Source organism: Cupriavidus sp. C3SS-1 (genome assembly GCF_057073755.1).
In genome coordinates this window covers 1,854,886-1,878,383 of record NZ_CP172699.1, presented here as the reverse complement: position 1 = coordinate 1,878,383, position 23,498 = coordinate 1,854,886, and the positions used below count along the sequence as shown (strand labels likewise).

General features: G+C 66.3%; 23 protein-coding genes. All 23 read left to right on the top strand.

Annotation, left to right across the window (positions count from 1 at the left end; translation table 11 throughout):
- Complete coding sequence (locus tag ACIGJC_RS08670) at positions 1-1,242, top strand: molybdopterin molybdotransferase MoeA (protein WP_483708359.1); 1,242 nt, start codon at positions 1-3, stop codon at positions 1,240-1,242.
- 30 nt (positions 1,243-1,272) lie between these two features.
- Entirely contained in the window at positions 1,273-1,530 is a 258-nt protein-coding gene (gene moaD, locus ACIGJC_RS08665) for a molybdopterin converting factor subunit 1 (RefSeq protein WP_483708358.1), read from the top strand.
- Position 1,531: 1 nt separating this feature from the next.
- Positions 1,532-2,032, top strand: coding sequence for a molybdopterin synthase catalytic subunit MoaE (moaE, locus tag ACIGJC_RS08660; RefSeq protein WP_483708357.1), 501 nt, complete (start codon positions 1,532-1,534; stop codon positions 2,030-2,032).
- On the top strand, positions 2,032-2,412 hold the full coding sequence (gene crcB / locus ACIGJC_RS08655) for a fluoride efflux transporter CrcB (RefSeq protein WP_483708356.1): 381 nt from the start codon (positions 2,032-2,034) through the stop codon (positions 2,410-2,412). The genes moaE and crcB overlap by 1 nt, the downstream gene beginning before the upstream one ends.
- Positions 2,413-2,615: 203 nt before the next feature.
- On the top strand, positions 2,616-3,236 hold the full coding sequence (locus ACIGJC_RS08650; RefSeq protein ID WP_483708355.1) for a TetR/AcrR family transcriptional regulator: 621 nt from the start codon (positions 2,616-2,618) through the stop codon (positions 3,234-3,236).
- A gap of 266 nt (positions 3,237-3,502) precedes the next feature.
- Positions 3,503-5,626 carry a D-(-)-3-hydroxybutyrate oligomer hydrolase gene (locus ACIGJC_RS08645; RefSeq protein ID WP_483708354.1) on the top strand — a complete coding sequence of 708 codons (2,124 nt, stop codon included), beginning with the start codon at positions 3,503-3,505 and terminating at the stop codon, positions 5,624-5,626.
- Positions 5,627-5,867: 241 nt separating this feature from the next.
- Positions 5,868-8,456, top strand: coding sequence for an ATP-dependent chaperone ClpB (gene clpB / locus ACIGJC_RS08640; protein WP_483708353.1), 2,589 nt, complete (start codon positions 5,868-5,870; stop codon positions 8,454-8,456).
- 528 nt (positions 8,457-8,984) lie between these two features.
- On the top strand, positions 8,985-9,989 hold the full coding sequence (locus ACIGJC_RS08635; protein WP_483708352.1) for a sulfate ABC transporter substrate-binding protein: 1,005 nt from the start codon (positions 8,985-8,987) through the stop codon (positions 9,987-9,989).
- Between the two features lie 77 nt (positions 9,990-10,066).
- Positions 10,067-10,681: an NADPH-dependent FMN reductase gene (ssuE, locus tag ACIGJC_RS08630; RefSeq protein WP_483708351.1), complete on the top strand. Its 615-nt coding sequence runs from the start codon at positions 10,067-10,069 to the stop codon at positions 10,679-10,681.
- Positions 10,682-10,885: 204 nt separating this feature from the next.
- Complete coding sequence (locus ACIGJC_RS08625) at positions 10,886-11,944, top strand: sulfonate ABC transporter substrate-binding protein (RefSeq protein ID WP_483708350.1); 1,059 nt, start codon at positions 10,886-10,888, stop codon at positions 11,942-11,944.
- A gap of 33 nt (positions 11,945-11,977) precedes the next feature.
- Positions 11,978-13,141 carry an FMNH2-dependent alkanesulfonate monooxygenase gene (gene ssuD, locus ACIGJC_RS08620; RefSeq protein ID WP_483708349.1) on the top strand — a complete coding sequence of 388 codons (1,164 nt, stop codon included), beginning with the start codon at positions 11,978-11,980 and terminating at the stop codon, positions 13,139-13,141.
- A gap of 10 nt (positions 13,142-13,151) precedes the next feature.
- A complete protein-coding gene (ssuC, locus tag ACIGJC_RS08615; protein ID WP_483708348.1) occupies positions 13,152-13,952 on the top strand; it encodes an aliphatic sulfonate ABC transporter permease SsuC in 801 nt (266 codons plus the stop codon).
- A 17-nt stretch (positions 13,953-13,969) separates the two neighbouring features.
- Entirely contained in the window at positions 13,970-14,869 is a 900-nt protein-coding gene (locus ACIGJC_RS08610; RefSeq protein ID WP_483708347.1) for an ATP-binding cassette domain-containing protein, read from the top strand.
- A gap of 66 nt (positions 14,870-14,935) precedes the next feature.
- Positions 14,936-15,151 (top strand): TOBE domain-containing protein, encoded by a 216-nt coding sequence (locus ACIGJC_RS08605; protein WP_011298135.1) that lies wholly within the window; start codon positions 14,936-14,938, stop codon positions 15,149-15,151.
- An 85-nt stretch (positions 15,152-15,236) separates the two neighbouring features.
- The gene (locus ACIGJC_RS08600; protein WP_483708346.1) at positions 15,237-16,079 is read left to right on the top strand and encodes an EAL domain-containing protein; all 843 of its coding nucleotides are present in this window, start codon (positions 15,237-15,239) and stop codon (positions 16,077-16,079) included.
- On the top strand, positions 16,076-16,735 hold the full coding sequence (locus ACIGJC_RS08595; RefSeq protein ID WP_483708345.1) for an RBBP9/YdeN family alpha/beta hydrolase: 660 nt from the start codon (positions 16,076-16,078) through the stop codon (positions 16,733-16,735). The genes ACIGJC_RS08600 and ACIGJC_RS08595 overlap by 4 nt, the downstream gene beginning before the upstream one ends.
- A gap of 138 nt (positions 16,736-16,873) precedes the next feature.
- The gene (gene cysT, locus ACIGJC_RS08590) at positions 16,874-17,830 is read left to right on the top strand and encodes a sulfate ABC transporter permease subunit CysT (protein WP_483708343.1); all 957 of its coding nucleotides are present in this window, start codon (positions 16,874-16,876) and stop codon (positions 17,828-17,830) included.
- A gap of 1 nt (position 17,831) precedes the next feature.
- Positions 17,832-18,755, top strand: coding sequence for a sulfate ABC transporter permease subunit CysW (gene cysW, locus ACIGJC_RS08585; RefSeq protein ID WP_483708342.1), 924 nt, complete (start codon positions 17,832-17,834; stop codon positions 18,753-18,755).
- Positions 18,752-19,831, top strand: coding sequence for a sulfate/molybdate ABC transporter ATP-binding protein (locus ACIGJC_RS08580; RefSeq protein WP_483708340.1), 1,080 nt, complete (start codon positions 18,752-18,754; stop codon positions 19,829-19,831). Before cysW ends, ACIGJC_RS08580 begins: the two co-directional genes overlap by 4 nt.
- A gap of 53 nt (positions 19,832-19,884) precedes the next feature.
- Positions 19,885-20,832, top strand: a complete 948-nt coding sequence (locus ACIGJC_RS08575) for a CysB family HTH-type transcriptional regulator (RefSeq protein ID WP_483708339.1) — start codon at positions 19,885-19,887, stop codon at positions 20,830-20,832.
- 254 nt (positions 20,833-21,086) lie between these two features.
- On the top strand, positions 21,087-21,269 hold the full coding sequence (locus tag ACIGJC_RS08570; RefSeq protein WP_483708338.1) for a LiaI-LiaF-like domain-containing protein: 183 nt from the start codon (positions 21,087-21,089) through the stop codon (positions 21,267-21,269).
- Positions 21,270-21,356: 87 nt separating this feature from the next.
- Positions 21,357-22,523 (top strand): sensor histidine kinase, encoded by a 1,167-nt coding sequence (locus ACIGJC_RS08565; RefSeq protein ID WP_483708337.1) that lies wholly within the window; start codon positions 21,357-21,359, stop codon positions 22,521-22,523.
- 74 nt (positions 22,524-22,597) lie between these two features.
- Positions 22,598-23,422, top strand: coding sequence for a LytR/AlgR family response regulator transcription factor (locus ACIGJC_RS08560; RefSeq protein ID WP_483708336.1), 825 nt, complete (start codon positions 22,598-22,600; stop codon positions 23,420-23,422).
- The last annotated feature ends 76 nt before the right edge of the window (positions 23,423-23,498 follow it).

The window sequence follows — 23,498 nt, the reverse complement described above, 5'->3', positions numbered from 1 at the left end:
ATGACCCAAGCTGCAGCGTCTTCCCGCCCCCCGATGCTGACCATGGCCCAGGCGCTCGACGCCCTGCTGGCCGCCGCCCGTCCGCTGGCCCAGGTTGAACACGTCGACACCCTGGCCGCCAACGGCCGCGTGCTGGCTGCTCCGGTCACCAGTTCCCTGCAGGTACCTCCCGCCGACAACACCTCGATGGACGGCTACGCGATGCGCGCCGCCGAAGTGCCTGCCGCGGGAACGCGCCTGCCGGTGTCGCAGCGCATTCCGGCCGGCCATGTCGGCACCGACCTGGCGCCCGGCACCGCCGCGCGCATCTTCACCGGCGGGTTGATCCCGCCCGGGGCCGATGCCGTGGTGATGCAGGAGCAATGCGTGGCGGATGGCAACGACGTGATCGTCAACCACGTGCCGCAATCGGGCGAATGGATCCGCAGGGCCGGCGAGGATATCGAGGCCGGCAGCGTCATCCTGCCTGCCGGCACGCGGCTTACGCCGCAGGCGCTGGGACTGGCCGCCTCGGTGGGCCAGGCACGCCTGGACGTGGTGCGGCGCGTGCGCGTCGCGGTGTTCTTCACGGGCGACGAACTGGCCATGCCGGGCGAACCGCTCAAGCCCGGGGCGATCTACAACTCGAACCGCTTCACGCTGCGTGGCCTGCTGGAAAACCTGGGCTGCGAAGTCAGCGACCTGGGCATCGTGCCGGACACGCTGGCCGCCACGCGGGAGACGCTGCGCAAGGCCGCACAGGGCCATGACCTGATCATTACGTCGGGCGGCGTCTCGGTCGGCGACGAAGACCACATCAAGCCCGCAGTGGAAGCCGAAGGGCGCCTCGACATGTGGCAGATCGCCATCAAGCCGGGCAAGCCGCTGGCGTTCGGGCAGGTCGGCAACGACGGCAGCGATCCGGCGTTTTTCCTCGGCCTGCCGGGCAACCCGGTATCGAGCTTCGTCACCTTCCTGCTATTTGTGCGGCCCTTCATCCTGCGCCTGCAGGGCGTGGCCGACGTGACGCCGCGGCGCCTGCCGCTGCGCGCGGACTTCGAGTTGAAGAAGGGCGATCGCCGCAACGAGTTCCTGCGCGCGCGCATCAATGCCAATGGCGGCCTGGACCTGTTCCCGAATCAAAGCTCGGGCGTGCTGACCTCCACGGTGTGGGGCGACGGCCTGATCGACAACCCGCCCGACCGGGCAATCGCGCACGGCGATACCGTGCAGTTCATTCCGTTCGACGGCCTGCTGGCATAGCGGGCGGTGCGGACGGTGCTAGAAGTCGTGATGAACATCGAACTACGTTTTTTTGCCAGCGTGCGTGAACAGGTCGGCGTTGCCGCTGAGCGCGCGGAAATCCCCGCCGATGTGCGCACGGTGGGCGAGGTCCGCCAGTGGCTGCGCACGCGCGGCGGAGCCTGGGCCGAGGCCCTGGCAGAAGGCCGCGCACTGCGCATGGCCGTCGACCACGCCGTGGCCCGAGCCGATACGGCCATTGCCGATGGCTGCGAAGTGGCCTTTTTCCCGCCGGTAACCGGAGGCTGATATGACCGTCAGGGTACAGCGCGAAGATTTTGACCTCGGCGCAGAAGTCGCCGCGCTGCGGGCCGGCCGGCCCGGCGTTGGGGCGGTGGCAAGCTTCATCGGCACCGTGCGCGATGTGAGCGAGGGCAGCGCGGTCAGCGCGATGGAGCTTGAGCACTATCCGGGCATGACCGAGAAGGCGTTGGCGCAGATCGAGGCCGCTGCCTGCACGCGTTGGGAACTGTTGGGCGTGACCATCATCCACCGCGTCGGGCCGCTGCTGCCGCTCGACCAGATCGTGATGGTGGCCGTGGCGTCCGCGCACCGCGGCAACGCATTCGCGGCATGCGAATTCATCATGGACTACCTCAAGTCCGAAGCACCGTTCTGGAAAAAGGAAGAAACGCCGGAAGGCGCGCGCTGGGTCGATGCCCGCGTGACCGACGAGGCGGCCCTGAAGCGTTGGGGGATCCCGTCCATCAACGCCAGCGGCGCCGAGGCCGGCAGCGACGGCGGCAACTGATGGGCCCGCTGGGGTTCGTGGCGGTCGGCATTGGCGCGGCGATCGGCGCATGGCTGCGCTGGGGGTTCTCGGTCATCTGGAACGCCCTCAATCCCGCCTTGCCCTACGGCACCCTGGCCGCGAACCTGCTCGGCGGCTACCTGATCGGCGTGGCCGTCGGTTTCTTCGACTCCCATCCGGGGCTGCCGGCCGAATGGCGCCTGCTGGTCATTACGGGCTTCCTTGGCGGCCTGACCACGTTTTCCACGTTTTCCAGCGAGGCGCTGGCCAACCTCATGTCGGGCGACTACGGCTGGGCGCTGCTGCATGTGGCCAGCCATCTGGGTGGCTCGCTGCTGCTGGCCGGGCTGGGTTTGTGGACTTACCGCTTTTTGGCCTGACCGCAGGCGGGCGCGGCGCGGGTGCCGCATGGTACGGGAAAGCCATGCATTGACATCGGCCGCCGGCGGTCTATACGATGAAACGTGAATCAGCCCTCACGTTTCGCGGTGCCGCACCGGGCAGAGGAGGCCGGACGGCGGGGCAGGTCGCGGGACGCTGGTAACGCACACAGAGGGCGCCCGAGCGCCACAGTGGAGACACGATGTCCCAGACCGAATCGGGCAGGACTGACTCCGGCATCTGCCCGCCCAAGACAGCGCGCGGGCAGAAGACCCGCGAATCGCTGCTGCGTGCCGCCGAAAAGGTGTTCGGCGAGAAAGGCTACTACGTCGCATCGATTTCCGAGATCACGCAGGAAGCCAAGGTCGCCATGGGCACCTTCTACCTGTACTTCAAGGACAAGGAAGACATCTTCCGCGCGCTGGTCCACCACATGCTGGAGTTGTTGCGCGCCCACCTGCGCAACCACCTGGCATCGGCCACCAGCCAGCTGGACGCCGAACGGCTCGGACTGAAGGCTTTCCTGTCTTTTGTTTCCCGACACAAGAATCTCTACCGGATCGTGCTCGACTCGTATTCGGTGGACGAGACCATCTATAGCGGCTACTTCCAGGTCTTTGCGGACCTGTACAGCCGGCGCCTGAGCCGCGCGGCCGAGCAGGGCGAAGTGTGCCCGGGCGACGCCGAGGTGCGCGCCTGGTGCCTGATCGGCATCAGCAATTTCCTTGGCATGCGCTACGCACTGTGGAAGCGGCCGGCCTCGATGGACAAAGTGGTCGATGCCGCCTTCGACATGATCACGCGCGGCTTGCAGGCGCGGTGAGGGCGTTCTTACCGTGGTCTTCCGCACAGTCTGCACAGTGCCGTCGGCCATATTCGCTACCATGACCGGTGTGTTGCCGGCAGCGGCTGCTGTGGCTCGGGTTGCAGTCGCGCCCTGAACCGCGCCATGCACGCCGACCGGCAAGGTCGAACAACACATGCTGCGCGCACGCTTCCCGGGCCCGGGAAGGCGGCGGGTGGCCCGGCAGTTTGCAGTTCGGAAGTCTTCTCGGCATGAGCGGATAGTCAGCAAACCAGGAGGGTCCCATGCAGCATGACAACTTTCATCGCCGCGGCAAGATGGCTTTTGCTGCGGCCGCGGCATTGCTGTCCGCGGCCTGTGGCGGCAGCGACAGCGGCGACGGCAACACCAACCCCAATATCAAGCCGGCCAATATCGGCACGGTGACGATCAAGGCCTATGACGGCATCACGGACGACTTGCTGACCGCCGGCCTTGGCAAGGATGGGTTGGCAAGCGCCACGGCGCCGGTGCCCGCCAGCCCCAACGCGCCAACCGCGGCCGAGCTGCGCCGCTACGCGATCTACACAAACTACCGCGCGATCGTGGACACCACCGCCGGCGGGGGCTTCGGTACGTTCTACGGGCCCAATGTCGATGCGCAGGGCAATGTCACGACCGGGCAGGGCAGGATCGCCGGCGTCGAATACCTGGCCTTCTCCGACGACGGCAGCGGGCAGGAGAACGTGACGATGCTGGTGCAGATCCCGAACACGTTCAATCTCAGCAAGCCTTGCATGATTACCGCGACTTCGTCGGGTTCGCGTGGCGTGTATGGCGCGATTTCCGTGGGCGAGTGGGGCCTGAAGCGCGGCTGCGCCGTGGCTTATACCGACAAGGGCACTGGCGCCGCACCGCACGACCTCGATACGGACACCGTGCCGCTGATCGACGGCACGCGCGCGACGCGCAGCGCCGCCGGCAGCAACGCACAGTTCGCGGCCAGGCCGGGCATCCTGTCGCTGGCCGATTTCACGACGCAGGCACCGCATCGCCTGGCCTTCAAGCATGCCCATTCGCAGCGCAACCCGGAGAAGGACTGGGGCAAGTTCACGTTGCAGGCCATCGATTTCGGCATTTGGGCGATCAATGACCGCTTTGGCCTGGTCGCCGGAAATGGCGTGCGCCAGCGGACCCTGGGCAAGAACGCGATCCTGGTGATCGCCTCCAGTGTCTCCAACGGTGGCGGGGCGGCGATCGCGGCGGCCGAGCAGGACGCCACCGGCATGATTGACGGCGTGGCCGTGGCCGAGCCTAACCTGAACCTGCCGCCGAATGCCAACATCCTGGTCAAGCGTGGCGGCAGGCAGGTCAATGCATCGGGGCGCCTGCTGTATGACTACATCACCACGGCCAACCTGCTGCAGCTATGCGCGTCGCAGGCGACCTCGCTGGTCAATGCGCCGGCGTTTGCGACCAACCAGTTCTACATCGCCCGGTGCCAATCACTGGTCGACAACAACTTGATCTCCGGCACCACGGTCAGCGACCAGGCGGCAAGCGCGCTGCAAACGCTGCACGATTCTGGCTGGGAGCCGGAATCGGATGCGCTGCATCCGTCGCTGGCCCTCTTCGACACGGCGGCCTCGATTGCCGTGACCTATGCCAATTCCTACGCCCGGGCCAGCGTGACCGACCGGCTGTGCGGCTACAGCTTCGCCGCCACGCTGACCGACTTCAAGCCGGCGGCGATCGCGCCCGCGGCGCTGGCATCGATGTTCTCGACCGGCAACGGCGTACCGCCGACCAGTACGGTGCAACTGATCAATGACCGCGACCTGCAGCATGGCCCGTTCCTGAATGGCCAGTCGGTGTCCGCCTCCAGCAACCGGCCCGATGCCAACTTCGACGGAGCCAGATGCCTGCGGGACTTGCTGACTGGCACCGGTTCCCAGGCGTTGGCGCTGCAGTCGGGCCTGTCCGAAATACAGCGTTCGGGCAACCTGCGTGGCAAGCCTGCGCTGATCGTGCACGGCCGCAGCGATGGCCTGTTGCCGGTCAATCACACCTCGCGGCCATATCTCGGCTTCAACCGGCAGCAGGAAGGCGCAGCCAGCAAGCTGTCGTATATCGAGGTCGAGAACGCGCAGCATTTCGATGCCTTCATCGGCGCCGTGTCGGGTTACAGCAACCGCTACGTGCCGCTGCACCTGTACCTGATCCGGGCGCTGGATGCGGTCTATGACAACCTCACGACCGGCAAGGCGCTGCCGCCGTCGCAGGTGGTGCGGACGATCCCCCGCGGCGGCGCCACCAATACCACCACCGCGCCGACGCTGCTGCCGGCCAACGTGCCGCCGATCTCGGCAAGTCCGGACAACGGCAACCAGATCACCGCGAGTACCGGGTCTGTACAGGTACCGGATTAATCCGTGTTCCGGATGGGCTCGCCGATGGGTCGGCGAGCCGCGCCCCGGTGGCGTATTCGCCGCTTGGACCACTGACCTGCCTGCTCGCGCCATAGACCGATTTCTGCACTTTTTATCGTGCGAGGATCGCGTCGGCGTGGTCTTGAAATGTCAAGCCGAAGCCTTATCTTTCGGTAAGACATACAGTGTCCGGCCGGGCGAGCTCCCTAGCATCAGGACACTCACCGAGAGAGGGAATCCTATGCGTCTTGACAAACTGACTACCCGGTTCCAGGAAGCGCTCGCCGATGCGCAAAGCCTGGCACTGGCCAATGACAACCAATACATCGAACCGCAGCACCTGCTGCGCGCGCTGATCGCGCAGAACGACGGCGCCGCCAAGGCGCTGCTGCAGCGTGCCGGCGTGAATGTGAACGGGCTGCAGACTGCGCTGGACGCGGCCATCAAGCGCCTGCCGCAAGTGCAGGGCACGAGCGAGGTCCAGGTGGGCCGCGACCTCGTCAACCTGCTCAACGCCGCCGAGAAGGAAGCCATCAAGCGCGGCGACCAGTTCATCGCCAGCGAACTGTTCCTGCTGGCCGTGTCGGAAGACAAGGGCGACGCGGGCCGCATTGCGCGCGAGAACGGGCTCAACCGCAAGCCGCTGGAAGCGGCCATCCAGGCCGTGCGTGGCGGGGATACCGTCAACAGCGCCGACGCCGAAACGCAGCGCGAGGCACTCAAGAAGTACACCATCGACCTCACCGAGCGCGCCCGCATGGGCAAGCTCGACCCGGTGATCGGCCGTGACGACGAAATCCGCCGCGCGATCCAGATCCTGCAGCGCCGCACCAAGAACAATCCTGTGCTGATCGGCGAGCCGGGCGTGGGCAAGACCGCGATCGTCGAAGGCCTGGCGCAGCGCATCGTCAACGGCGAGGTGCCCGAGACCCTGAAGAACAAGCGCGTGCTCGTGCTCGACATGGCCGGCCTGCTGGCAGGCGCCAAGTACCGCGGCGAGTTCGAGGAACGCCTGAAGGCGGTGCTGAACGACGTCGCCAAGGATGAGGGCCAGACCATCGTCTTCATCGACGAGATCCACACCATGGTCGGCGCGGGCAAGGCCGAAGGCGCGATCGACGCGGGCAATATGCTCAAGCCGGCGCTGGCGCGCGGCGAGCTGCACTGCATCGGCGCGACCACGCTGGACGAATACCGCAAGTACATCGAGAAGGATGCCGCGCTCGAGCGCCGCTTCCAGAAGGTGCTGGTGGACGAGCCGTCGGTGGAAGCGACCATCGCCATCCTGCGCGGGCTGCAGGAAAAGTATGAGCTGCACCACGGCGTGGAGATCACCGACCCGGCCATCGTCGCCGCGGCGGAACTGTCGCACCGCTATATCACCGACCGCTTCCTGCCCGACAAGGCGATCGACCTGATCGACGAAGCCGGTGCGCGCATCAAGATGGAAATCGACTCCAAGCCGGAGTCGATGGACAAGCTTGAGCGCCGCACCATCCAGCTCAAGATCGAGCGCGAAGCGGTCAAGAAAGAGACCGACGAAGCCTCGCTCAAGCGCCTGGACCTGATCGAGCAGGAGATCACGCGCCTGGAGAAGGAGTACGCGGACCTCGACGAGATCTGGAAGGCCGAGAAGGGCGCCGCGCAGGGCACGGCCGCGCTGAAGGAAGAGATCGAGAAGGTCAAGCTGGACATCGCCAAGCTGCAGCGCGAAGGCAAGCTCGACAAGGTGGCCGAGCTGCAGTACGGCAAGCTGCCGGGCCTGGAAGGCAAGCTCAAGGCTGCGACCGACGCCGAGGCCAGCGAGCAGAAGCAGCCCAACAAGCTGCTGCGCACGCAGGTCGGCGCCGAGGAAATCGCCGAAGTGGTGAGCCGCGCGACCGGTATTCCGGTGTCGAAGATGATGCAGGGCGAGCGCGAGAAGCTGCTGAAGATGGAAGACCGCCTGCACAACCGCGTGGTGGGCCAGGACGAAGCCGTGCGGCTGGTGTCCGATGCCATCCGCCGTTCGCGAGCGGGTCTGGCGGACGAGAACAAGCCCTATGGCTCGTTCCTGTTCCTGGGACCGACCGGCGTCGGCAAGACCGAACTGTGCAAGGCACTGGCCGAATTCCTGTTCGACTCGGAAGAGCACCTGATCCGCATCGACATGAGCGAGTTCATGGAGAAGCACAGCGTGAGCCGCCTGATCGGCGCGCCGCCCGGATATGTCGGCTACGAGGAAGGCGGCTACCTGACCGAGGCCGTACGCCGCAAGCCGTACAGCGTGGTGCTGCTCGATGAAGTCGAGAAGGCCCACCCGGACGTCTTCAACGTGCTGCTGCAGGTACTGGACGACGGCCGCCTGACCGACGGCCAGGGACGCACGGTGGACTTCAAGAACACGGTGATCGTGATGACGTCCAACCTCGGTTCGCAGATCATCCAGTCGATGGTGGGCGAGCCGCAGGAAGCGGTGAAGGGCGCCGTCTGGCAGGAAGTGCGCACGCATTTCCGTCCGGAGTTCCTGAACCGGATCGACGAGGTCGTGGTGTTCCACGCGCTCGACCAGAAAAATATCGAGTCGATCGCGCGCATCCAGCTGCAACGCCTGCAGGCCCGCCTGGCCCGCATGGACATGACGCTGGAGGTCAGCGAGCTGGCGCTGGAGAAGATCGCGAGCGCGGGTTATGACCCGGTGTTCGGGGCGCGTCCGCTCAAGCGGGCGATCCAGCAGCAGATCGAGAACCCGGTGGCGCGCGCCATCCTGGAAGGCAAGTTCGCCGCCAAGGACGTGGTGCCGGTGGACTACGAGGACGGCGAGTTCACGTTTGGGCGCAACCTCGACTAAATCGACCGGACGGTGTGCATCCAATAAGGACCTCTGAGGAGGTCCTTATTTTTTGTCCGCAATCGTGGGGCGGTTGATCTTCATCAACTGGCCAATGGGAACGGCCCGCTAATATCTGAACCGTCATGGAGATGCGGGGGCGCTCTTCATGACTTGTCTACCCGTTTCCAAATGGAAACTTGGCCCGCACCGCTAACACGGTGCGGGCGTTTTCTTTTGGGCATCCGGTTTTCGGCTCGGGCCGCCGTGCTACAGCTGGCGCATGTCCATTGCGCCATGCGCGCCCGACAGAATCACTCTGCAATGTCCTTGCATCTGGCGCTGGCACGGCCCGGATCGGTGCCGTGCGCAGGCATGTGCATATTTCCGACCGATCTTATGCGGAAAACACGCAAGGTTCGGCGAAAGCATTCGTTCCGTTCAGATAGGCCGCTCGGTAGTCTTGCTCCTGACAGAAGCCCAGCCGCCACGGCGGGCAGCCAATGAGGCGCTCCAGCGCCATTCACGACACCTGACGGGAGCAACTAGATGATTCGCAAGCTGGCCATCGGCCTGGCCGCAGTGGCCGCCCTTGGCGCCGCGCAGACAGCGACGGCAACCACACTGCTCAATGTTTCCTACGATCCGACGCGCGAGCTGTATGTGGACGTGAACGCCGCATTCGCCAAGGCATGGAAGGCGCAGGGCGGCGATGCGGTGACGGTGCGCCAGTCGCACGGCGGCTCGGGCAAGCAGGCCCGTTCGGTGATCGACGGGCTGGATGCCGACGTGGTCACGCTGGCGCTCGGCTACGACATCGACGCCATTGCCGAGAAGGGCCTGCTCAAGTCCGACTGGCAAAAGCGCCTGCCGCACAACGCTTCGCCCTACACGTCGACCATCGTGTTCCTGGTGCGCAAGGGCAACCCCAAGGGCATCAAGGACTGGAACGATCTGGTCAAGCCGGGCGTGCAGGTTATCACGCCGAACCCCAAGACCTCCGGCGGTGCGCGCTGGAACTACCTGGCGGCATGGGGTTATGCGCTGCGCCAGCCGGGCGGCAATGACGCCAAGGCGCGCGATTTCGTCGGCGAGCTGCTCAAACACGTGCCGGTGCTCGATTCGGGCGCGCGCGGCGCCACCACCACGTTCGTGGAGCGCGGCCTGGGCGACGTGCTGATCGCCTGGGAGAACGAAGCGATCCTGGCGATCAAGGAGCTGGGACCGGACAAGTTCGACATCGTCGCGCCGTCGGTGTCCATCCTGGCCGAGCCGCCGGTTGCCGTGGTCGACAAGGTGGTGGACAAGAAGGGCACCCGCAAGGCGGCCGAGGCCTACCTGCAGTTCCTGTACACCGACGAAGGCCAGGAGATCGCGGCCAAGAACTATTACCGGCCGATCTCCCCGAAAATCGCCGCCAAGTACGCGGCGAACTTCCCGAAGGTCAAGCTGTTCACGATCGATGAAGTGTTCGGCGGCTGGCAGACGGCGCAGAAGACCCACTTTGCCGATGGCGGTTCGTTCGACCAGATCTACCTGCCCGGCAAGAAGTAATCCACCGAGACGGACGGGCCGGGGCCGGTGTCCCGGGCATCCGGCACCGTCCCGCCAACCCGAAGAAGGAAGCCCCGATGTCCATCCTCACCCTGTCCGGCAGTCCCTCGGCGCAATCGCGCTCCGCTCACCTGCTGGCCCACCTGCGCGGCGAGCTGGAAGCGGTTGGCGAAGGCACCCGCCACATCGACCTGCGCGGACTGCCCGCCGGCCCTCTGCTGGCCGCGCGCGCCGATGATCCCGCCATTGCCGCCGCCGCGCGCGCCGTCGCCGAGGCGCAAGTGGTGGTGCTGGCCACGCCGGTCTACAAGGCGGCGTACAGCGGCTTGCTGAAAGCCTTCCTCGATTTATTGCCGCAGACCGGCCTGCGCGACAAGGTCGTGCTGCCGATCGCCACCGGCGGCAGCCTGGCGCATGCGCTGGCGATCGACTATGCCCTGCGTCCGGTCCTGTCGGCACTCGGTTCGCGCCATATCCTGCCCGGCATTTTTGCCGTGGACCAGCAGATCGAGATCGACGGAAGCGAGCCCGCGCGCTTTGACGCCGCGCTGGCTCTGCGCCTGGAAGAGGGCGTGCTACGCGTGCGCGAGGCACTGGCCCGTGCGCGCATCGACGTCCCGCTTCAATTCGTGCCGGTCCCGCCGGCCCGGTGCGCCGCGCAAGCCGCGGTGGCGCAGCGATGTCCTGCCTGAGCTGATCCGTAGCCCGGCCGGCCACTAGCGCGTCAGCGCTGGCCGGCCTCACCGGCAATCCTGTTGTCATGCCGCCTGTGCACCAGGCCGGCAGGGCGGGTTGTTGCCCGGGGTGCTGCACACATCGGCCGACGATCCGGCCAAGACCATCCATCCATCCATGCAGGCAGATTGCCGGACGCGTGCCGGCTCAGGAAAGAATCCATGACATCGTCGACCTTGTCGCCGCTTGCCGGCGAATCCGCAACCACTTCGCGCCACCCGCAGATCGCGAACCAGCGTCGGCGCCGCGCCCTGATTGCTGCACTCGTGATCGCCACCGGCGTGGCCTATGGCCTGGTGCCGGGCCGTGCCGAAGCCCAGTCGAAGACCGTCGATGCCAAGGTGCTGCGCATCGGCTACCAGAAGTACGGCACGCTGACGCTGCTGAAGGCGCGCGGCACGCTGGAGAAGCGCCTTGCGCCGCAGGGAATCACCGTCAAGTGGACCGAGTTCCCGGCCGGCCCGCAACTGCTGGAAGGCCTCAATGTCGGCGCGATCGATTTCGGCACCGTTGGCGAGGCGCCGCCGATCTTTGCGCAGGCCGCCGGTGCACAGCTCGCGTATATCGGCAACGAGCCGCCGGCGCCGACTGCCGAAGCCATCGTCGTGCCCAAAGGCTCCGCCATCAAGAGCGTGGCGGATCTGCGCGGCAAACGCGTGGCGCTGAACAAGGGCTCGAACGTCCATTACCTGCTGGTGCGCCAGCTCGAGAAGGCTGGCATTCCTTACAACGAGATCCAGCCGGTCTATTTGCCGCCGGCTGACGCGCGCGCTGCCTTCGAACGCGGCGCGGTCGACGCATGGGTGATCTGGGACCCGTTCCTGGCTGCCGCCGAAAAGCAGCTCGGCGCGCGCGTGCTGGCCGATGGCCGCGGCGCGGATGGCAAGAACGTGGTCAGCAACCATCAGTTCTATCTGGCGTCGCGCCCGTATGCGGAGGCAAAGCCGGAGATCGTAAGGCTGTTGCTCGATGAACTGGCATCGCTGGGTGCGTGGGCCGAGAAGAACCCGAAGGACGCGTCAGCAGTTCTGATCGGGGAGGTCGGCCTGGAGCCTGCCGTGCTGGAACTGGCCGTATCGCGGTTCTCGTATGGCGCGCGGCCGGTGAACGCCGAGGTGCTCGCCGAGCAGCAGCGCATTGCCGATGTCTTTCATTCGCTCAAGCTGATCCCGAAGCCGATCAAGGTCTCGGACGCAAGCTGGCAGCAGGCGCAGCGCTGAGGCGCGCGGCCACAACGATAACGAGGTTCCGACATGCAAGTTTTCTGGTTTATCCCGACCCACGGCGACAGCCGCTACCTGGGCACATCCGAAGGTGCGCGTGAGGTCGGCATCGACTATCTGAAGCAGGTAGCCGTCGCCGCCGATACGCTTGGCTATGAAGGCGTGCTGATTCCTACCGGCCGCTCTTGCGAAGATCCGTGGGTAGTGGCTTCTGCGCTGGCTGCCGTGACACAGCGCCTGCGTTTTCTCGTGGCCGTGCGCCCGGGATTGATGACGCCGACGCTGGCCGCGCGCATGGCCGCCACGTTCGACCGCATCTCGAATGGCCGTCTGCTGGTGAATCTGGTGACGGGCGGTGACGTGGCCGAGCTGGAGGGCGACGGTTTGTTCCTCGATCACGCTGCGCGCTATGAGGCCTCGGCCGAATTCATCCGCATCTGGCGTGACGTGCTGGCGGCAAGCCACGACAGTGGCGAGATCAGCTTTGAAGGAAGTCATCTCAAGGTGAAGGGCGCGCGCGTGCTGTACCCGCCGTTGCAACGGCCGCATCCTCCGGTGTACTTCGGTGGTTCTTCCGCAGCCGCGCACGAACTCGCGGGTGAACAAGTCGATACCTACCTGACCTGGGGCGAGCCGCCGGCGGAGGTCGCGCAGAAACTCGCCGATGTGCGCAGGCACGCGGCACGCCACGGCCGCACGGTGAAGTTCGGCATCCGCCTGCACGTGATCGTGCGCGAGACCGAAGCCGCCGCCTGGGCCGCGGCCGACGATCTGATTAGCCGCCTCGACGACGACACCGTGGCGCGCGCGCAGGCGGTGTTCGCAAAGATGGATTCGGAGGGCCAGCGCCGCATGGCCGCCTTGCATGCCGGCGGCGGCAAGCGCACGCGCGAGGCACTGGAAATCGGTCCGAACCTGTGGGCCGGCGTGGGCCTGGTGCGTGGTGGCGCGGGCACGGCGCTCGTCGGCGATCCGCAACAGGTAGCGGAGCGCATGGGCGAATACGCGGAACTGGGCATCGACACCTTCGTGCTGTCCGGCTATCCGCATCTGGAAGAGGCCTACCGTTTCGCGGAACTGGTGTTCCCGCTGCTGCCGCGTTCGGTGCGTAGCAAGTTGCCGGGCCAGGTGCTGTCGGGGCCGTTCGGTGAAGTCATGGCGACCGGCATCGTGCCGCGCGCTTCGCAAAGCTGAGGAGATCGCCATGTCTGCTTCCTTGATCGCATCGCGCCGCGAATGGCGCACCGTGGCGCGCACGCTGGCGCCATGGGTAGTGCCGGCGCTGCTGTTCGTCGCCTGGCAGGCCGCATCGGAGTTCGGCTGGTTGTCCACACGCGTGCTGCCCGCGCCATTGGCCGTGGTGCGTGCTGCGTGGGAGCTGGCCCGTTCCGGTGATCTGTGGACTCATGTCTGGGTCAGCACGTGGCGCGCCGCTGTGGGCCTTGCCGTGGGCGGTGGCCTGGGTTTGCTGCTCGGACTGCTGACCGGCACGTTCCGCAGCGCTGCCACGCTGCTCGACAGCACGCTGCAGATGATCCGCAACATCCCGACGCTGGCGCTGATCCCGCTGGTGATCCTCTGGTTCGGCATCGACGAGACCGCCAAGCTGTTCCTGGTTGCGCTGGGTGTGTTCTTTCCGGTGTACCTGAATACGTTCCACGGCATCCGCTCCGTCGATCCGGGGCTGGTCGAAATGGCGCGCAGCTATGGGCTGTCGGGCTGGTCGCTTTATCGCGAGGTGATCCTGCCCGGCGCGCTGCCCAGCATCCTGGTTGGCGTGCGATTCTCGCTGGGCCTGATGTGGGTGATCCTGATCGTGGCCGAGACTATCTCCGCGCAGTCGGGCATCGGCTACATGACCATGAACGCGCGCGAGTTCCTGCAGACCGATGTGGTGCTGGTCGGCATCCTGCTCTATGCGCTGCTCGGCAAGCTGGCCGATGTGATGTCGCGCGGGCTGGAGCGCTTCTGGCTGCGCTGGCATCCGGGTTATCAAGCCGCCTGAAGCAAGGGAGAACTGACATGCAAAGCAATCCGGTAGAACAGGCCGCGCTCGCGTATGCCGATGCAAACCTGAAGGAAGTGCGCCGGGCGCGCCAGTCTGATGCGCCCGCCGGCGGTGTGGCGCTGCACGTGCATCAGGTGATCAAGCGCTATGACGGGCGCGCGGTGCTGCACCGTATCGCGCTGAGCGCGGCACCGGGGGAGTTCGTCGCCATCGTCGGGCGCAGCGGCTGCGGCAAGAGCACCTTGCTGCGGCTCGTTGCCGGGCTGGAAGCCACGGACGAAGGCGCCATCACGCTCGATGCGCAACCGGCCCGCGCGCGGCAGCAGGACATCCGCGTGATGTTCCAGGACGCTCGCCTGCTGCCGTGGAAGCGCGTGCTGGGAAACGTCGCGCTGGGCCTGCCGCGCGAGCGTCGCGAAGAGGCAGCGGCGGTGCTGGCGCAGGTCGGCCTGGCGGATCGCGCGGAAGCATGGCCGGCACGGCTTTCCGGCGGCCAGCGCCAGCGTGTTGCCCTGGCGCGCGCGCTCGTGCATCACCCGCGGTTGCTGCTGCTTGACGAGCCGCTCGGCGCGCTGGATGCGCTCACGCGCATCGAGATGCAGGGGCTGATCGAATCGCTGTGGGGCCGGCTCGGCTTTACCGCGCTGCTGGTGACGCACGATGTGTCCGAGGCCGTGGCACTGGCGGACCGCATCGTGCTGATCGAGGACGGCCACATTGCGATGGATGAACCCGTCGCGCTTGCCAGGCCACGGCAGCACGGTTCGGCAGCGTTCGCGCAATTGGAAGAGCGTGTGCTGCGTCGGGTCATGCAGCACACCCCGTCCGTCGGCTCGCCACCGCAGGTGGAGCAGGAACCCACTGCGGACTGGTCGCTGGTACGCACGGTGGAGTCGGTGCGCTTCGCGGTGTAACGCATCCGAAACCCGCACATCGTCATTACACAATCTTCATACGCCTTCACCAAAGGAGCTTCTATCATGAGCATTCAGGCCATCAACGTACGCAACCAGTTTCGCGGCAAGGTCGCCGCCATCATCGAAGGTCCGGTGGTTTCCGAAGTGGATGTGGAAACGCCGGCCGGCATCGTTACCTCGGTCATTACCACGCGCTCGATTCGCGACCTCGGCCTGACGCTGGGCAGTGAAGTCGTTGCGTTGGTCAAGGCGACCGAGGTATCCATTGCCAAGCTGTAAGTTGCCGCGGGCCATGTGCGCACGGCCCGCAGCGTGAACATCAAACGAAATCCCCGTGCCGGGAGGCGCGAAAGGAAACAGAAGCATGGCCATCGCAGGCGCGAATGCACCCGAAGCCAGGTCCAGCGCTCTCGAGCGCTACCTTGACACGCTGCCGCGGCAGCCGCTGGCCGACCGCCAGCTGTGGCGCGATGCGCGCGGCCAGGTGCAGGGCCAGTTCTTCAACTGTTCGCTGACCAGCGCGTTCGAGCCGCTGGTGACGCTGGCCGACCGCGAGGTCGTGGCACACGAAGGCGCGGTCCATACCTATGCGGAGGATGGCATGGGCCTGGCCGCGTGGAAGCTGTTTGCCATGGCGGCCGATGACACGACGCTGGTGTCGCTGGACCGGCTGTCGCGCCTGCTGCATGCGATCAATTACTTTGCGGCCGAAGGTTCGCACAAGCTCGTGCTCAATGTGCACAACCGCTTGCTGGCCGCGGTGGCGGATGACCACGGCGCCGCGTTCCGGCGCGCGCTGCAGTCGCTCGGACTGCCGCTGGAGCGATTCGTGATCCAGGTGCCGGCCAGTGCCAATGATGACCTGCCGCTGCTGCTTCACGTGGTGGGAAATTATCGCCGCAATGGCTTTGCCGTGAGCCTGCAGGCCTCCGACCCGGCCGAGGCCGGCGCGCTGATGGCGCATGCGGTGCCGGACTGGCTCAAGCTCGACATGCGCCGCACCTGGACCGATCGCCAACTCGCCGGACTGCGCGCGAGCGCGGCCAGTTCCGGCGTGACGTTGATCGGCCGGCGGCTGCAGGACGCGCGGAGCGTGGAGCGCCTGCAGGCGGCCGGCATCGGACTGGGGCAGGGGGTATTTGCCGGTGGACTGGTAACGCCCGCAAACCTGCGTGACGCGCGGACATTGAGCGAGGAGGTGGTATGACGGATCGCAGTAAGCCGGTTCCCCGGCTGGACATCCCCCGGCATCTGCAGGTGCTGACCGTGCCGGGCCTGCATGGCAGCGGCCCCGGCCACTGGCAGAGCCGCTGGGAGCAGCGCTTTCCCGACTGGCAGCGCGTGGAACAGCATGACTGGTCGCGTCCCAGCCTGCCGCTGTGGGCCGAACGCGTGTCGGAGGGCGTGATGCGCGCGCAGCGCGTGGCGGCACGCGGCGCCGTCCTGGTCGCACACAGCTTCGGCTGTCTGGCGACGCTGCGGCAGGCGGCGCTGGATCCGGCCTGGATTGCGGGCGCGCTGCTGGTGGCGCCGGCCGACCCGGACAAGTTCGGCGTCGCCCACCTGCTGCCTACCTACCGGCTGCCGTTCCCGACGATCCTGGTGGCGAGCCGCAATGATCCATGGATGCCACAACGCACGGCCTTCAGCTGGGGCACGCTGTGGGGCAGCGAGCTGATCGATGCGGGCAGCCTGGGTCACATCAATGCCGATTCCGGCTTGGGCGAGTGGGGCGAAGGGCTGGCCCTGCTCGGCACGTTGGTGCAGCGCATTGGATTCGAAGGTAGCGCCGAAGCCACGGGAGATCAGGCCGGCCCGTGGGAAGCGGGTGTAGAAGTGGCTTCCGCAGTTCCTTATATCTAATTCGTCTAAGAAAATTCGTAAAGATTCGTTCTGTTTATAAGGACGCATCTGCAGAATTTGTCTCGTAGGCCGGCGCTTTATGCGCCGGTTTCATAAGTGAGGCCCGTCTGGCGAGGGGCCCACCACAGACGAGACCACATGCCACCCTCCATTTCCCTGGCGGACACGCCATCCCCGGCCGCGCCAGAATCGGGCGCCACCCGCAATGCGCCGAGACGCAACGGCCGCCAGCGCTTCACCGTGCTGCCCGGCTTTGGCCTGTCGCTGGGCTTCACGATCTTCTATCTGACGCTGATCGTCCTGATTCCGCTGTCGGCGGTATTCCTGAAGACGTTCACGATGACGTGGGATGGCTTCTGGACCACGGTGACGGCGCCGCGCGTGGTGGCTTCCTACCAGCTGAGCTTTGGCGCGTCGCTGATCGCGGCAATCATCAATACGGTCTTCGGGCTGGCGGTGGCGTGGGTGCTGGTGCGCTACCGCTTTCCCGGCAAGCGCCTGATCGATGCGCTGGTGGACCTGCCGTTCGCACTGCCTACCGCGGTGGCGGGTATCGCGCTAACGGCACTGTTCGCGGGTAATGGCTGGATCGGCCGCTACCTGGAGCCGCTCGGCATCAAGGTCGCCTTCAGCCCACTGGGCGTGGTGGTCGCGCTGACGTTCATCGGCCTGCCGTTCGTCGTGCGCACGGTGCAGCCGGTGCTGGAAGACGTCGAACAGGAACTGGAAGAGGCCGCTGCCAGCCTCGGGGCCACGCGCCTGCAGACCTTCGGGCGCGTGATTCTGCCTGCCATCCTGCCGGCGCTGTTGACGGGCTTTGCGCTGTCGTTCGCGCGGGCCACTGGCGAGTACGGCTCGGTGGTGTTCATCTCCGGCAACATGCCGATGGTCTCGGAAATCGCGCCGCTGATGATCTATTCCAAGCTCGAGCAATACGACTACGCGGGCGCTACCGCGGTGGCCGTGGTGATGTTGGTGATTTCCTTCGCGCTGCTGCTGCTGATCAACCTGCTGCAGGCCTGGACCCGCCGCCACCAGTCTGGCGCGCGCGACGGCCTGGCACTCGAAGCGCCCGCCACGGGCAAGGAACACTGACATGGCCGGCGCAGTTTCGGGCCGCCTCGGGCGGCAGGGCACGGCCCACCATAAATTTGACGCGACCAACGAAGCGCCGTGGGTGCGTTACACGCTGATCACCGTGGCGGTGCTGTTCCTCGCGCTGTTCCTGTTCGTGCCGCTCGCTTCGGTCTTCTACGAGGCGCTGCGCAAGGGCGTGCAGACCTACTGGGAAGCGCTGGTCGAGCCGGATGCCTTGTCCGCGATCCAGCTCACGCTGACGGTGGCCGCGATCGCCGTGCCGCTGAACCTGGTGTTCGGCGTGGCGGCGGCGTGGGCCATCGCCAAGTTCGAGTTTCCCGGGAAGAACCTGCTGATCACGCTGATCGACCTGCCGTTCTCGGTGTCGCCGGTGATTTCGGGCCTGGTCTATGTGCTGCTGTTCGGCGCGCAAGGCTGGTTCGGGCCGTGGCTCGAGACGCATGACATCAAGATCATGTTTGCGGTGCCGGGCATCGTGCTGGCCACCATCTTCGTGACCTTCCCGTTCGTGGCGCGCGAGCTGATTCCACTGATGCAGGCGCAGGGCAGCGAAGAGGAAGAAGCGGCCATCGTGCTGGGCGCATCGGGCTGGCAGACGTTCAGGCATATCACGCTGCCCAATATCCGCTGGGGCCTGCTGTACGGCGTGATCCTGTGCAATGCGCGGGCGATGGGGGAGTTCGGCGCGGTGTCGGTGGTGTCGGGCCATATCCGCGGGCTGACCAATACCATGCCGCTGCATGTCGAGATCCTCTACAACGAGTACAACTTCGCGGCGGCATTCGCGGTGGCATCGCTGCTGACGCTGCTGGCCCTGGTCACGCTGGGCATCAAGACGCTGGTGGAACTTCGCGCCCGCAAGGAAAACGAAGACGCTGCCGCGGAAGTCCCATTGGCCGCTTTGCAAGGACAGGCATCATGAGCATTAAGGTCAAGAACGTAGAGAAGCGCTTTGGGGATTTTGTCGCGCTGGACAACGTCTCGCTGGACTTCGAAGAGGGCGAGCTGACTGCGCTCCTCGGGCCATCAGGCTGCGGCAAGACCACGCTGCTGCGCATCATCGCGGGCCTGGAGCGTGCCGACGCGGGCCAGATCGTACTGGCCGGGCGAGATGCCTCGCAGCAGCATGTGCGCCAGCGTCAGGTGGGCTTCGTGTTCCAGCACTATGCCTTGTTCAAGCATATGAGCGTGTTCGAGAACGTGGCCTTCGGCCTGCGCGTGAAGCCGCGCGCCGAACGCCCGAGCGAGGCGCAGATCCGCGAGAAGGTGAAGTCGCTGCTGGAACTGGTGCAGCTCGACTGGCTGGCCGACCGCTATCCCGCGCAGCTGTCTGGCGGCCAGCGCCAGCGTATCGCACTGGCCCGCGCGCTGGCGGTGGAGCCGCGCGTGCTCTTGCTCGATGAGCCATTCGGCGCGCTCGACGCCAAGGTGCGCAAGGAACTGCGCCGCTGGCTGCGGCGCTTGCATGACGATCTGCACGTTACCAGTGTGTTCGTCACGCACGACCAGGAAGAAGCGCTGGAAGTGGCCGACCAGGTGGTGCTGATGAACCGTGGCCATGTCGAACAGTTTGGCTCGCCTGAAGCGGTCTACAACCATCCGGCCACGCCGTTCGTGTTCGGCTTCCTCGGCAACGTCAACCTGTTCCACGGCCGCCTGGAAGTGGGCGAGAGCGGCGGCCTGCTGCACACCGGCGAAGCGGTGCTGCCGGTGGTGGGCAGCGGCCACGAGACCGCCGGCGATGCGGTGGCCTATGTGCGCCCGCACGACCTGGATCTCGAGCGCTATGCGCCGGGCACCGACGGCATCGCCGTCACGCTGCGCCGCGCGCTGACGCTGGGCCCGGTCGCCCAGCTCGAACTCGAGCGCGAGGACAACCAGGACGTGATCGAGGTGGCCCTGCCGCTGGAGCGCTACCGCCACGCGGGCTTCCGCGAAGGCGAGCTGCTTGCGGTACGGCCGCGCCAGCTGCGCGTCTTCAACCAGCCGACACCATAACAATCGAACGCGCGCGGCAACGGCGCGGCAACAAGCCGACAAGGGGCAGGGCAATGAATTTCCAGCAACTCCGATCCATCCGCGAGGCGGTGCGCCGCCAGTTCAACCTGACCGAGGTCGCCAACGCGCTCTACACCTCGCAGCCGGGGGTATCGCGCCAGATCCGCGAACTGGAGGAAGAACTCGGTGTGGAGATTTTCGAGCGCTACGGCAAGCGCCTGACCGGGCTGACCGAACCGGGCCGCGAGATCGTGCGCATTGTCGAGCGCCTGCTGCTCGAGGCGGAGAACCTGCGCCAGGCTGGCGACGAATTTGCTGGCCGCCATACCGGTCGCCTGACGGTCGCCACGACCCACACGCAGGCGCGCTACGCCTTGCCCCGCGTGGTGCAGTCGTTCCGCCGCGCCTATCCGCACGTCACGCTGGCGCTGCAGGAAGCGTCGCCCACGCATATCGTCGAACTGCTGCTGACCGGGCAAGCCGACATCGGCATTGCGACCGAGGCGCTGGCCACCGAGTCCGGACTGACCTCGTTCGACGCCTACACCTGGCAGCACGTGCTGGTGGTGTCGCCGGATCATCCGCTGACACGCCTGCCCGAACCGACGCTGGAGGACGTGGCAGGCTTCCCGCTCATCACGTACGACGCTGGCTTTACCGGACGGCGCAAGATCGACGGCGCCTTTGCCGAGGCTGGCCTGCAGCCAGAGATTGTGCTGACCGCGCTGGACGCCGACGTGATCAAGACCTATGCGGAGCTGGAACTGGGCGTGGGCATTATCGCGTCGATGGCCTATGACGAGCGCAAGGACACCGGCCTGGTGCGGATTTCCGCGGACCACCTGTTCGCCTCCAATACCACCAGCGTGGCGTTGCGCCGAGGCGCCTACCTGCGCGGCTACGCGCACGCCTTCATCAATATGTTCGCGCCGCACCTGTCGCGCGACACCGTCAGCAGCGCACTGGGCGAAGCCGACACGCAGCAGGCGCTGGCAGCCTGAGACCCGCGCCAGGCTGCACCAATCGCCACACGGGCCACGGCGCTGGCCCGCTGCTGTGCGGGCTGCTGCGCACGCCGCAGTCCATCCGGCCACCGCGCGGTTCGCGCCGCGCGCCCGCCATTCGTCGCAAGACGCTTTCCTTCTGGCCCACAAGCGTCGTAAAGTGCCTGCACATGCCGGGGAAGCCGTCTCTCCGGTCCATGCCGCAGCGCAACAGATATTGCGCGCGATCCCATCGACGAAGGAGAGAGACCATGAAAGCTGGCCGCAACGGCCGGGGCGTGTTTGTCCCGTTGATCCTGATCCTGGCTGGGGGCGTACTCCTGCTGCAATACCGCGGCATGCTGCCCGCGCAGTTCGCCCACGACTGGTGGCCCGTGCTGCTGATGGTGGCGGGCGTGGTCCTGCTGGCACGCCGACTTGCGCTGCGGTGCTGATCCCGTCGACTGCCCGACGACCGCGATGCGCGTTGACCGCCGGCATCCGGACCCTCCCGCATTGCACCCGGCACAGGCCGCGCTAACATGAATGCCATGGACCGCTGTCTTTCCTCCGCCCATCCTTCGCGGCTGACCATGCTTGGACGCGACCTGCTGTTCGTGCTATGCATGAACACGGTGATCGCCGTCAGCCTGAACTATGGCTTCCAGACCGGCGGCACGTTGTGGCACAACTTCGTCTATAGCCACCTGATTGGCTTGTCGATCTGGCTGCTGATCGATATCCCGCGCGTGCTGATCTGGTGGAATGAACGCCCGCGGCGCTGGCCATTCCTGATCCTGGCCGCCGCCGCCGTGCCCATGGGCGTGGTCCTGGGCAGCTGGGCCACGCGCGAGGTGCTGGACTTGCCGCCAAAGCTCTCCGCCGAAACCGGGGACATGCTGCGCATGTGCCTGGTGGTGGGCATGCTGGCGTCGGCGAGCATGATCTACTTCTACTGGTCGCGCGAAAAGCTCGCTTACCTGGAGCGCCAGGCCGCTCTGGACGCCCTGCAGCGCGAGGAGGCAGAGAAGCAGCTCGTACGCGCGCAGCTGATGGCGCTGCAGGCGCAGATCGAGCCGCATTTCCTGTTCAATTCGCTGGCCAACCTCGACGGGCTGATCGCTACCGACCCGCGCACAGCGCGCAAGCTGCTGCAGCGGCTGATCGGGTTTCTGCGCACCTCGCTGCTGCATACGCGCGCGGAACAGTGCACGCTGCGCCAGGAGTTCGAGCTGCTGCGCAGCTACCTGGATATCCAGGGCATGCGCTTCGGCACGCGGCTGGGCTATGACATCGACCTGCCGCCCGCGCTGGACGGCGTGGAGATCCCGCCCATGCTGATCCAGCCGCTGGTGGAGAACGCGGTGACGCATGGCATCGAGCCCTGCATGCGCGGCGGCCATATCACGCTGTCGGCGCGCGCGGCCGGGGACGATGCGGTGCAAGTCATCATTGCCGATACCGGCGTCGGGTTTGGCCATGGCTCGGGCAAGGGCTCGGGACTGGGCCTGACCCATGTGCGCGAACGGCTGGCGCGTATTTTCGGTGCGGCGGCCAGCATGCAGATGGAAGAAAACACGCCGCGCGGCGTGGTGGTGCGGCTGACGCTGCCGCTGACCAGGCACACCGAGTTGCCGGTGCCGCCGCCGGTGCACGCCGCGGTGCCGGCCACGCCTGCCGGCGTAACGCCGGCCATGCCGCGCCCTTGATCATTCGAGTCGGGCACCGTCCAATGCCCGCTCATTCTGCCTACTGACGCTGGTCACGCCCCCTGATCTCCGCCATGACCCCAACCCTGCTGATTGCCGATGACGAACCTTTGCTGGCCCGCGTGCTGGAATCCGAGCTGGCGGTGCTGTGGCCCGAAGCCAGGATCGCCGGCGTAGTCCATGACGGCGTGTCGGCGCTCGATGCGGCGCGCCAGTACCAGCCCACCGTGGTGTTCCTCGACATCCGCATGCCCGGCATGAGCGGCATGGATGTGGCGCGCGAGCTGGTCGACTTCGATGTGCCGCCGCTGGTGGTATTCGTGACCGCCTACGACCAGTTCGCGCTGGAGGCATTCGAGCGTGCCGCCGTCGACTACGTGCTCAAGCCCGTGCAGCACGAGCGGCTGGAGGCGACCGTCGCGCGCCTGAAGGCGCGCCTGGCGGCGGCCCTTGCCGATGCCGAGCCAAGCACGGCCCCGATCGACAACGGCCAGCTCGCGCAACTGCTCCATCGCCTCGAGGCGCTGGAACACCCGGCCCTGGGCGCGCGCGGCGCGCCGGAGCCGCAGGGCAACTACCTGCGCTTTATCCGCGCGCTGGTCGGGCAGGAGGTGCGCATCATCCCGGTCGACGAGGTGATCTACCTGGAAGCCACCGACAAGTATGTCAACGTGGTCTCCGCCGGCGGTGAAGCGCTGATCCGCACCAGCCTGCGCGAACTGACGCAGCAGCTCGATCCCGAGCGCTTCTGGCAGATCCACCGCGGCACGGTGGTCAATATCGCATGCGTGGCCAGCGCGGTCACGCAGTCGCTGGGGCGCGTGTCGCTGCGCTTGCGCGACCGGCCGGAATCGCTGCCCGTGGCCAGGCAATACGCGTACCTGTTCAAGCAGATGTAGCGGCCGCGGACATTGCGGCGCGCGCTGCACCGGTATGCAGCCGGTTGCGGTTTTCCTCTATGATGCGAGCTTCGGT

Bases quoted from the DNA above. Each gene is read 5' to 3' on its own strand.
- ACIGJC_RS08580 (WP_483708340.1), top strand. From the start codon at position 18,752: ATGAGCATTAAGGTCAAGAACGTAGAGAAGCGCTTTGGGGATTTTGTC.
- ACIGJC_RS08635 (WP_483708352.1), top strand. From the start codon at position 8,985: ATGATTCGCAAGCTGGCCATCGGCCTGGCCGCAGTGGCCGCCCTTGGC.
- ssuC (WP_483708348.1), top strand. From the start codon at position 13,152: ATGTCTGCTTCCTTGATCGCATCGCGCCGCGAATGGCGCACCGTGGCG.
- ACIGJC_RS08570 (WP_483708338.1), top strand. From the start codon at position 21,087: ATGAAAGCTGGCCGCAACGGCCGGGGCGTGTTTGTCCCGTTGATCCTG.
- moaD (WP_483708358.1), top strand. From the start codon at position 1,273: ATGAACATCGAACTACGTTTTTTTGCCAGCGTGCGTGAACAGGTCGGC.
- clpB (WP_483708353.1), top strand. From the start codon at position 5,868: ATGCGTCTTGACAAACTGACTACCCGGTTCCAGGAAGCGCTCGCCGAT.
- ACIGJC_RS08650 (WP_483708355.1), top strand. From the start codon at position 2,616: ATGTCCCAGACCGAATCGGGCAGGACTGACTCCGGCATCTGCCCGCCC.
- ssuE (WP_483708351.1), top strand. From the start codon at position 10,067: ATGTCCATCCTCACCCTGTCCGGCAGTCCCTCGGCGCAATCGCGCTCC.
- ACIGJC_RS08670 (WP_483708359.1), top strand. From the start codon at position 1: ATGACCCAAGCTGCAGCGTCTTCCCGCCCCCCGATGCTGACCATGGCC.
- ACIGJC_RS08625 (WP_483708350.1), top strand. From the start codon at position 10,886: ATGACATCGTCGACCTTGTCGCCGCTTGCCGGCGAATCCGCAACCACT.
- cysW (WP_483708342.1), top strand. From the start codon at position 17,832: ATGGCCGGCGCAGTTTCGGGCCGCCTCGGGCGGCAGGGCACGGCCCAC.
- ACIGJC_RS08645 (WP_483708354.1), top strand. From the start codon at position 3,503: ATGCAGCATGACAACTTTCATCGCCGCGGCAAGATGGCTTTTGCTGCG.
- ACIGJC_RS08610 (WP_483708347.1), top strand. From the start codon at position 13,970: ATGCAAAGCAATCCGGTAGAACAGGCCGCGCTCGCGTATGCCGATGCA.
- ACIGJC_RS08575 (WP_483708339.1), top strand. From the start codon at position 19,885: ATGAATTTCCAGCAACTCCGATCCATCCGCGAGGCGGTGCGCCGCCAG.
- ACIGJC_RS08605 (WP_011298135.1), top strand. From the start codon at position 14,936: ATGAGCATTCAGGCCATCAACGTACGCAACCAGTTTCGCGGCAAGGTC.
- cysT (WP_483708343.1), top strand. From the start codon at position 16,874: ATGCCACCCTCCATTTCCCTGGCGGACACGCCATCCCCGGCCGCGCCA.
- ACIGJC_RS08565 (WP_483708337.1), top strand. From the start codon at position 21,357: ATGAATGCCATGGACCGCTGTCTTTCCTCCGCCCATCCTTCGCGGCTG.
- ssuD (WP_483708349.1), top strand. From the start codon at position 11,978: ATGCAAGTTTTCTGGTTTATCCCGACCCACGGCGACAGCCGCTACCTG.
- crcB (WP_483708356.1), top strand. From the start codon at position 2,032: ATGGGCCCGCTGGGGTTCGTGGCGGTCGGCATTGGCGCGGCGATCGGC.
- ACIGJC_RS08560 (WP_483708336.1), top strand. From the start codon at position 22,598: ATGACCCCAACCCTGCTGATTGCCGATGACGAACCTTTGCTGGCCCGC.
- ACIGJC_RS08600 (WP_483708346.1), top strand. From the start codon at position 15,237: ATGGCCATCGCAGGCGCGAATGCACCCGAAGCCAGGTCCAGCGCTCTC.
- ACIGJC_RS08595 (WP_483708345.1), top strand. From the start codon at position 16,076: ATGACGGATCGCAGTAAGCCGGTTCCCCGGCTGGACATCCCCCGGCAT.
- moaE (WP_483708357.1), top strand. From the start codon at position 1,532: ATGACCGTCAGGGTACAGCGCGAAGATTTTGACCTCGGCGCAGAAGTC.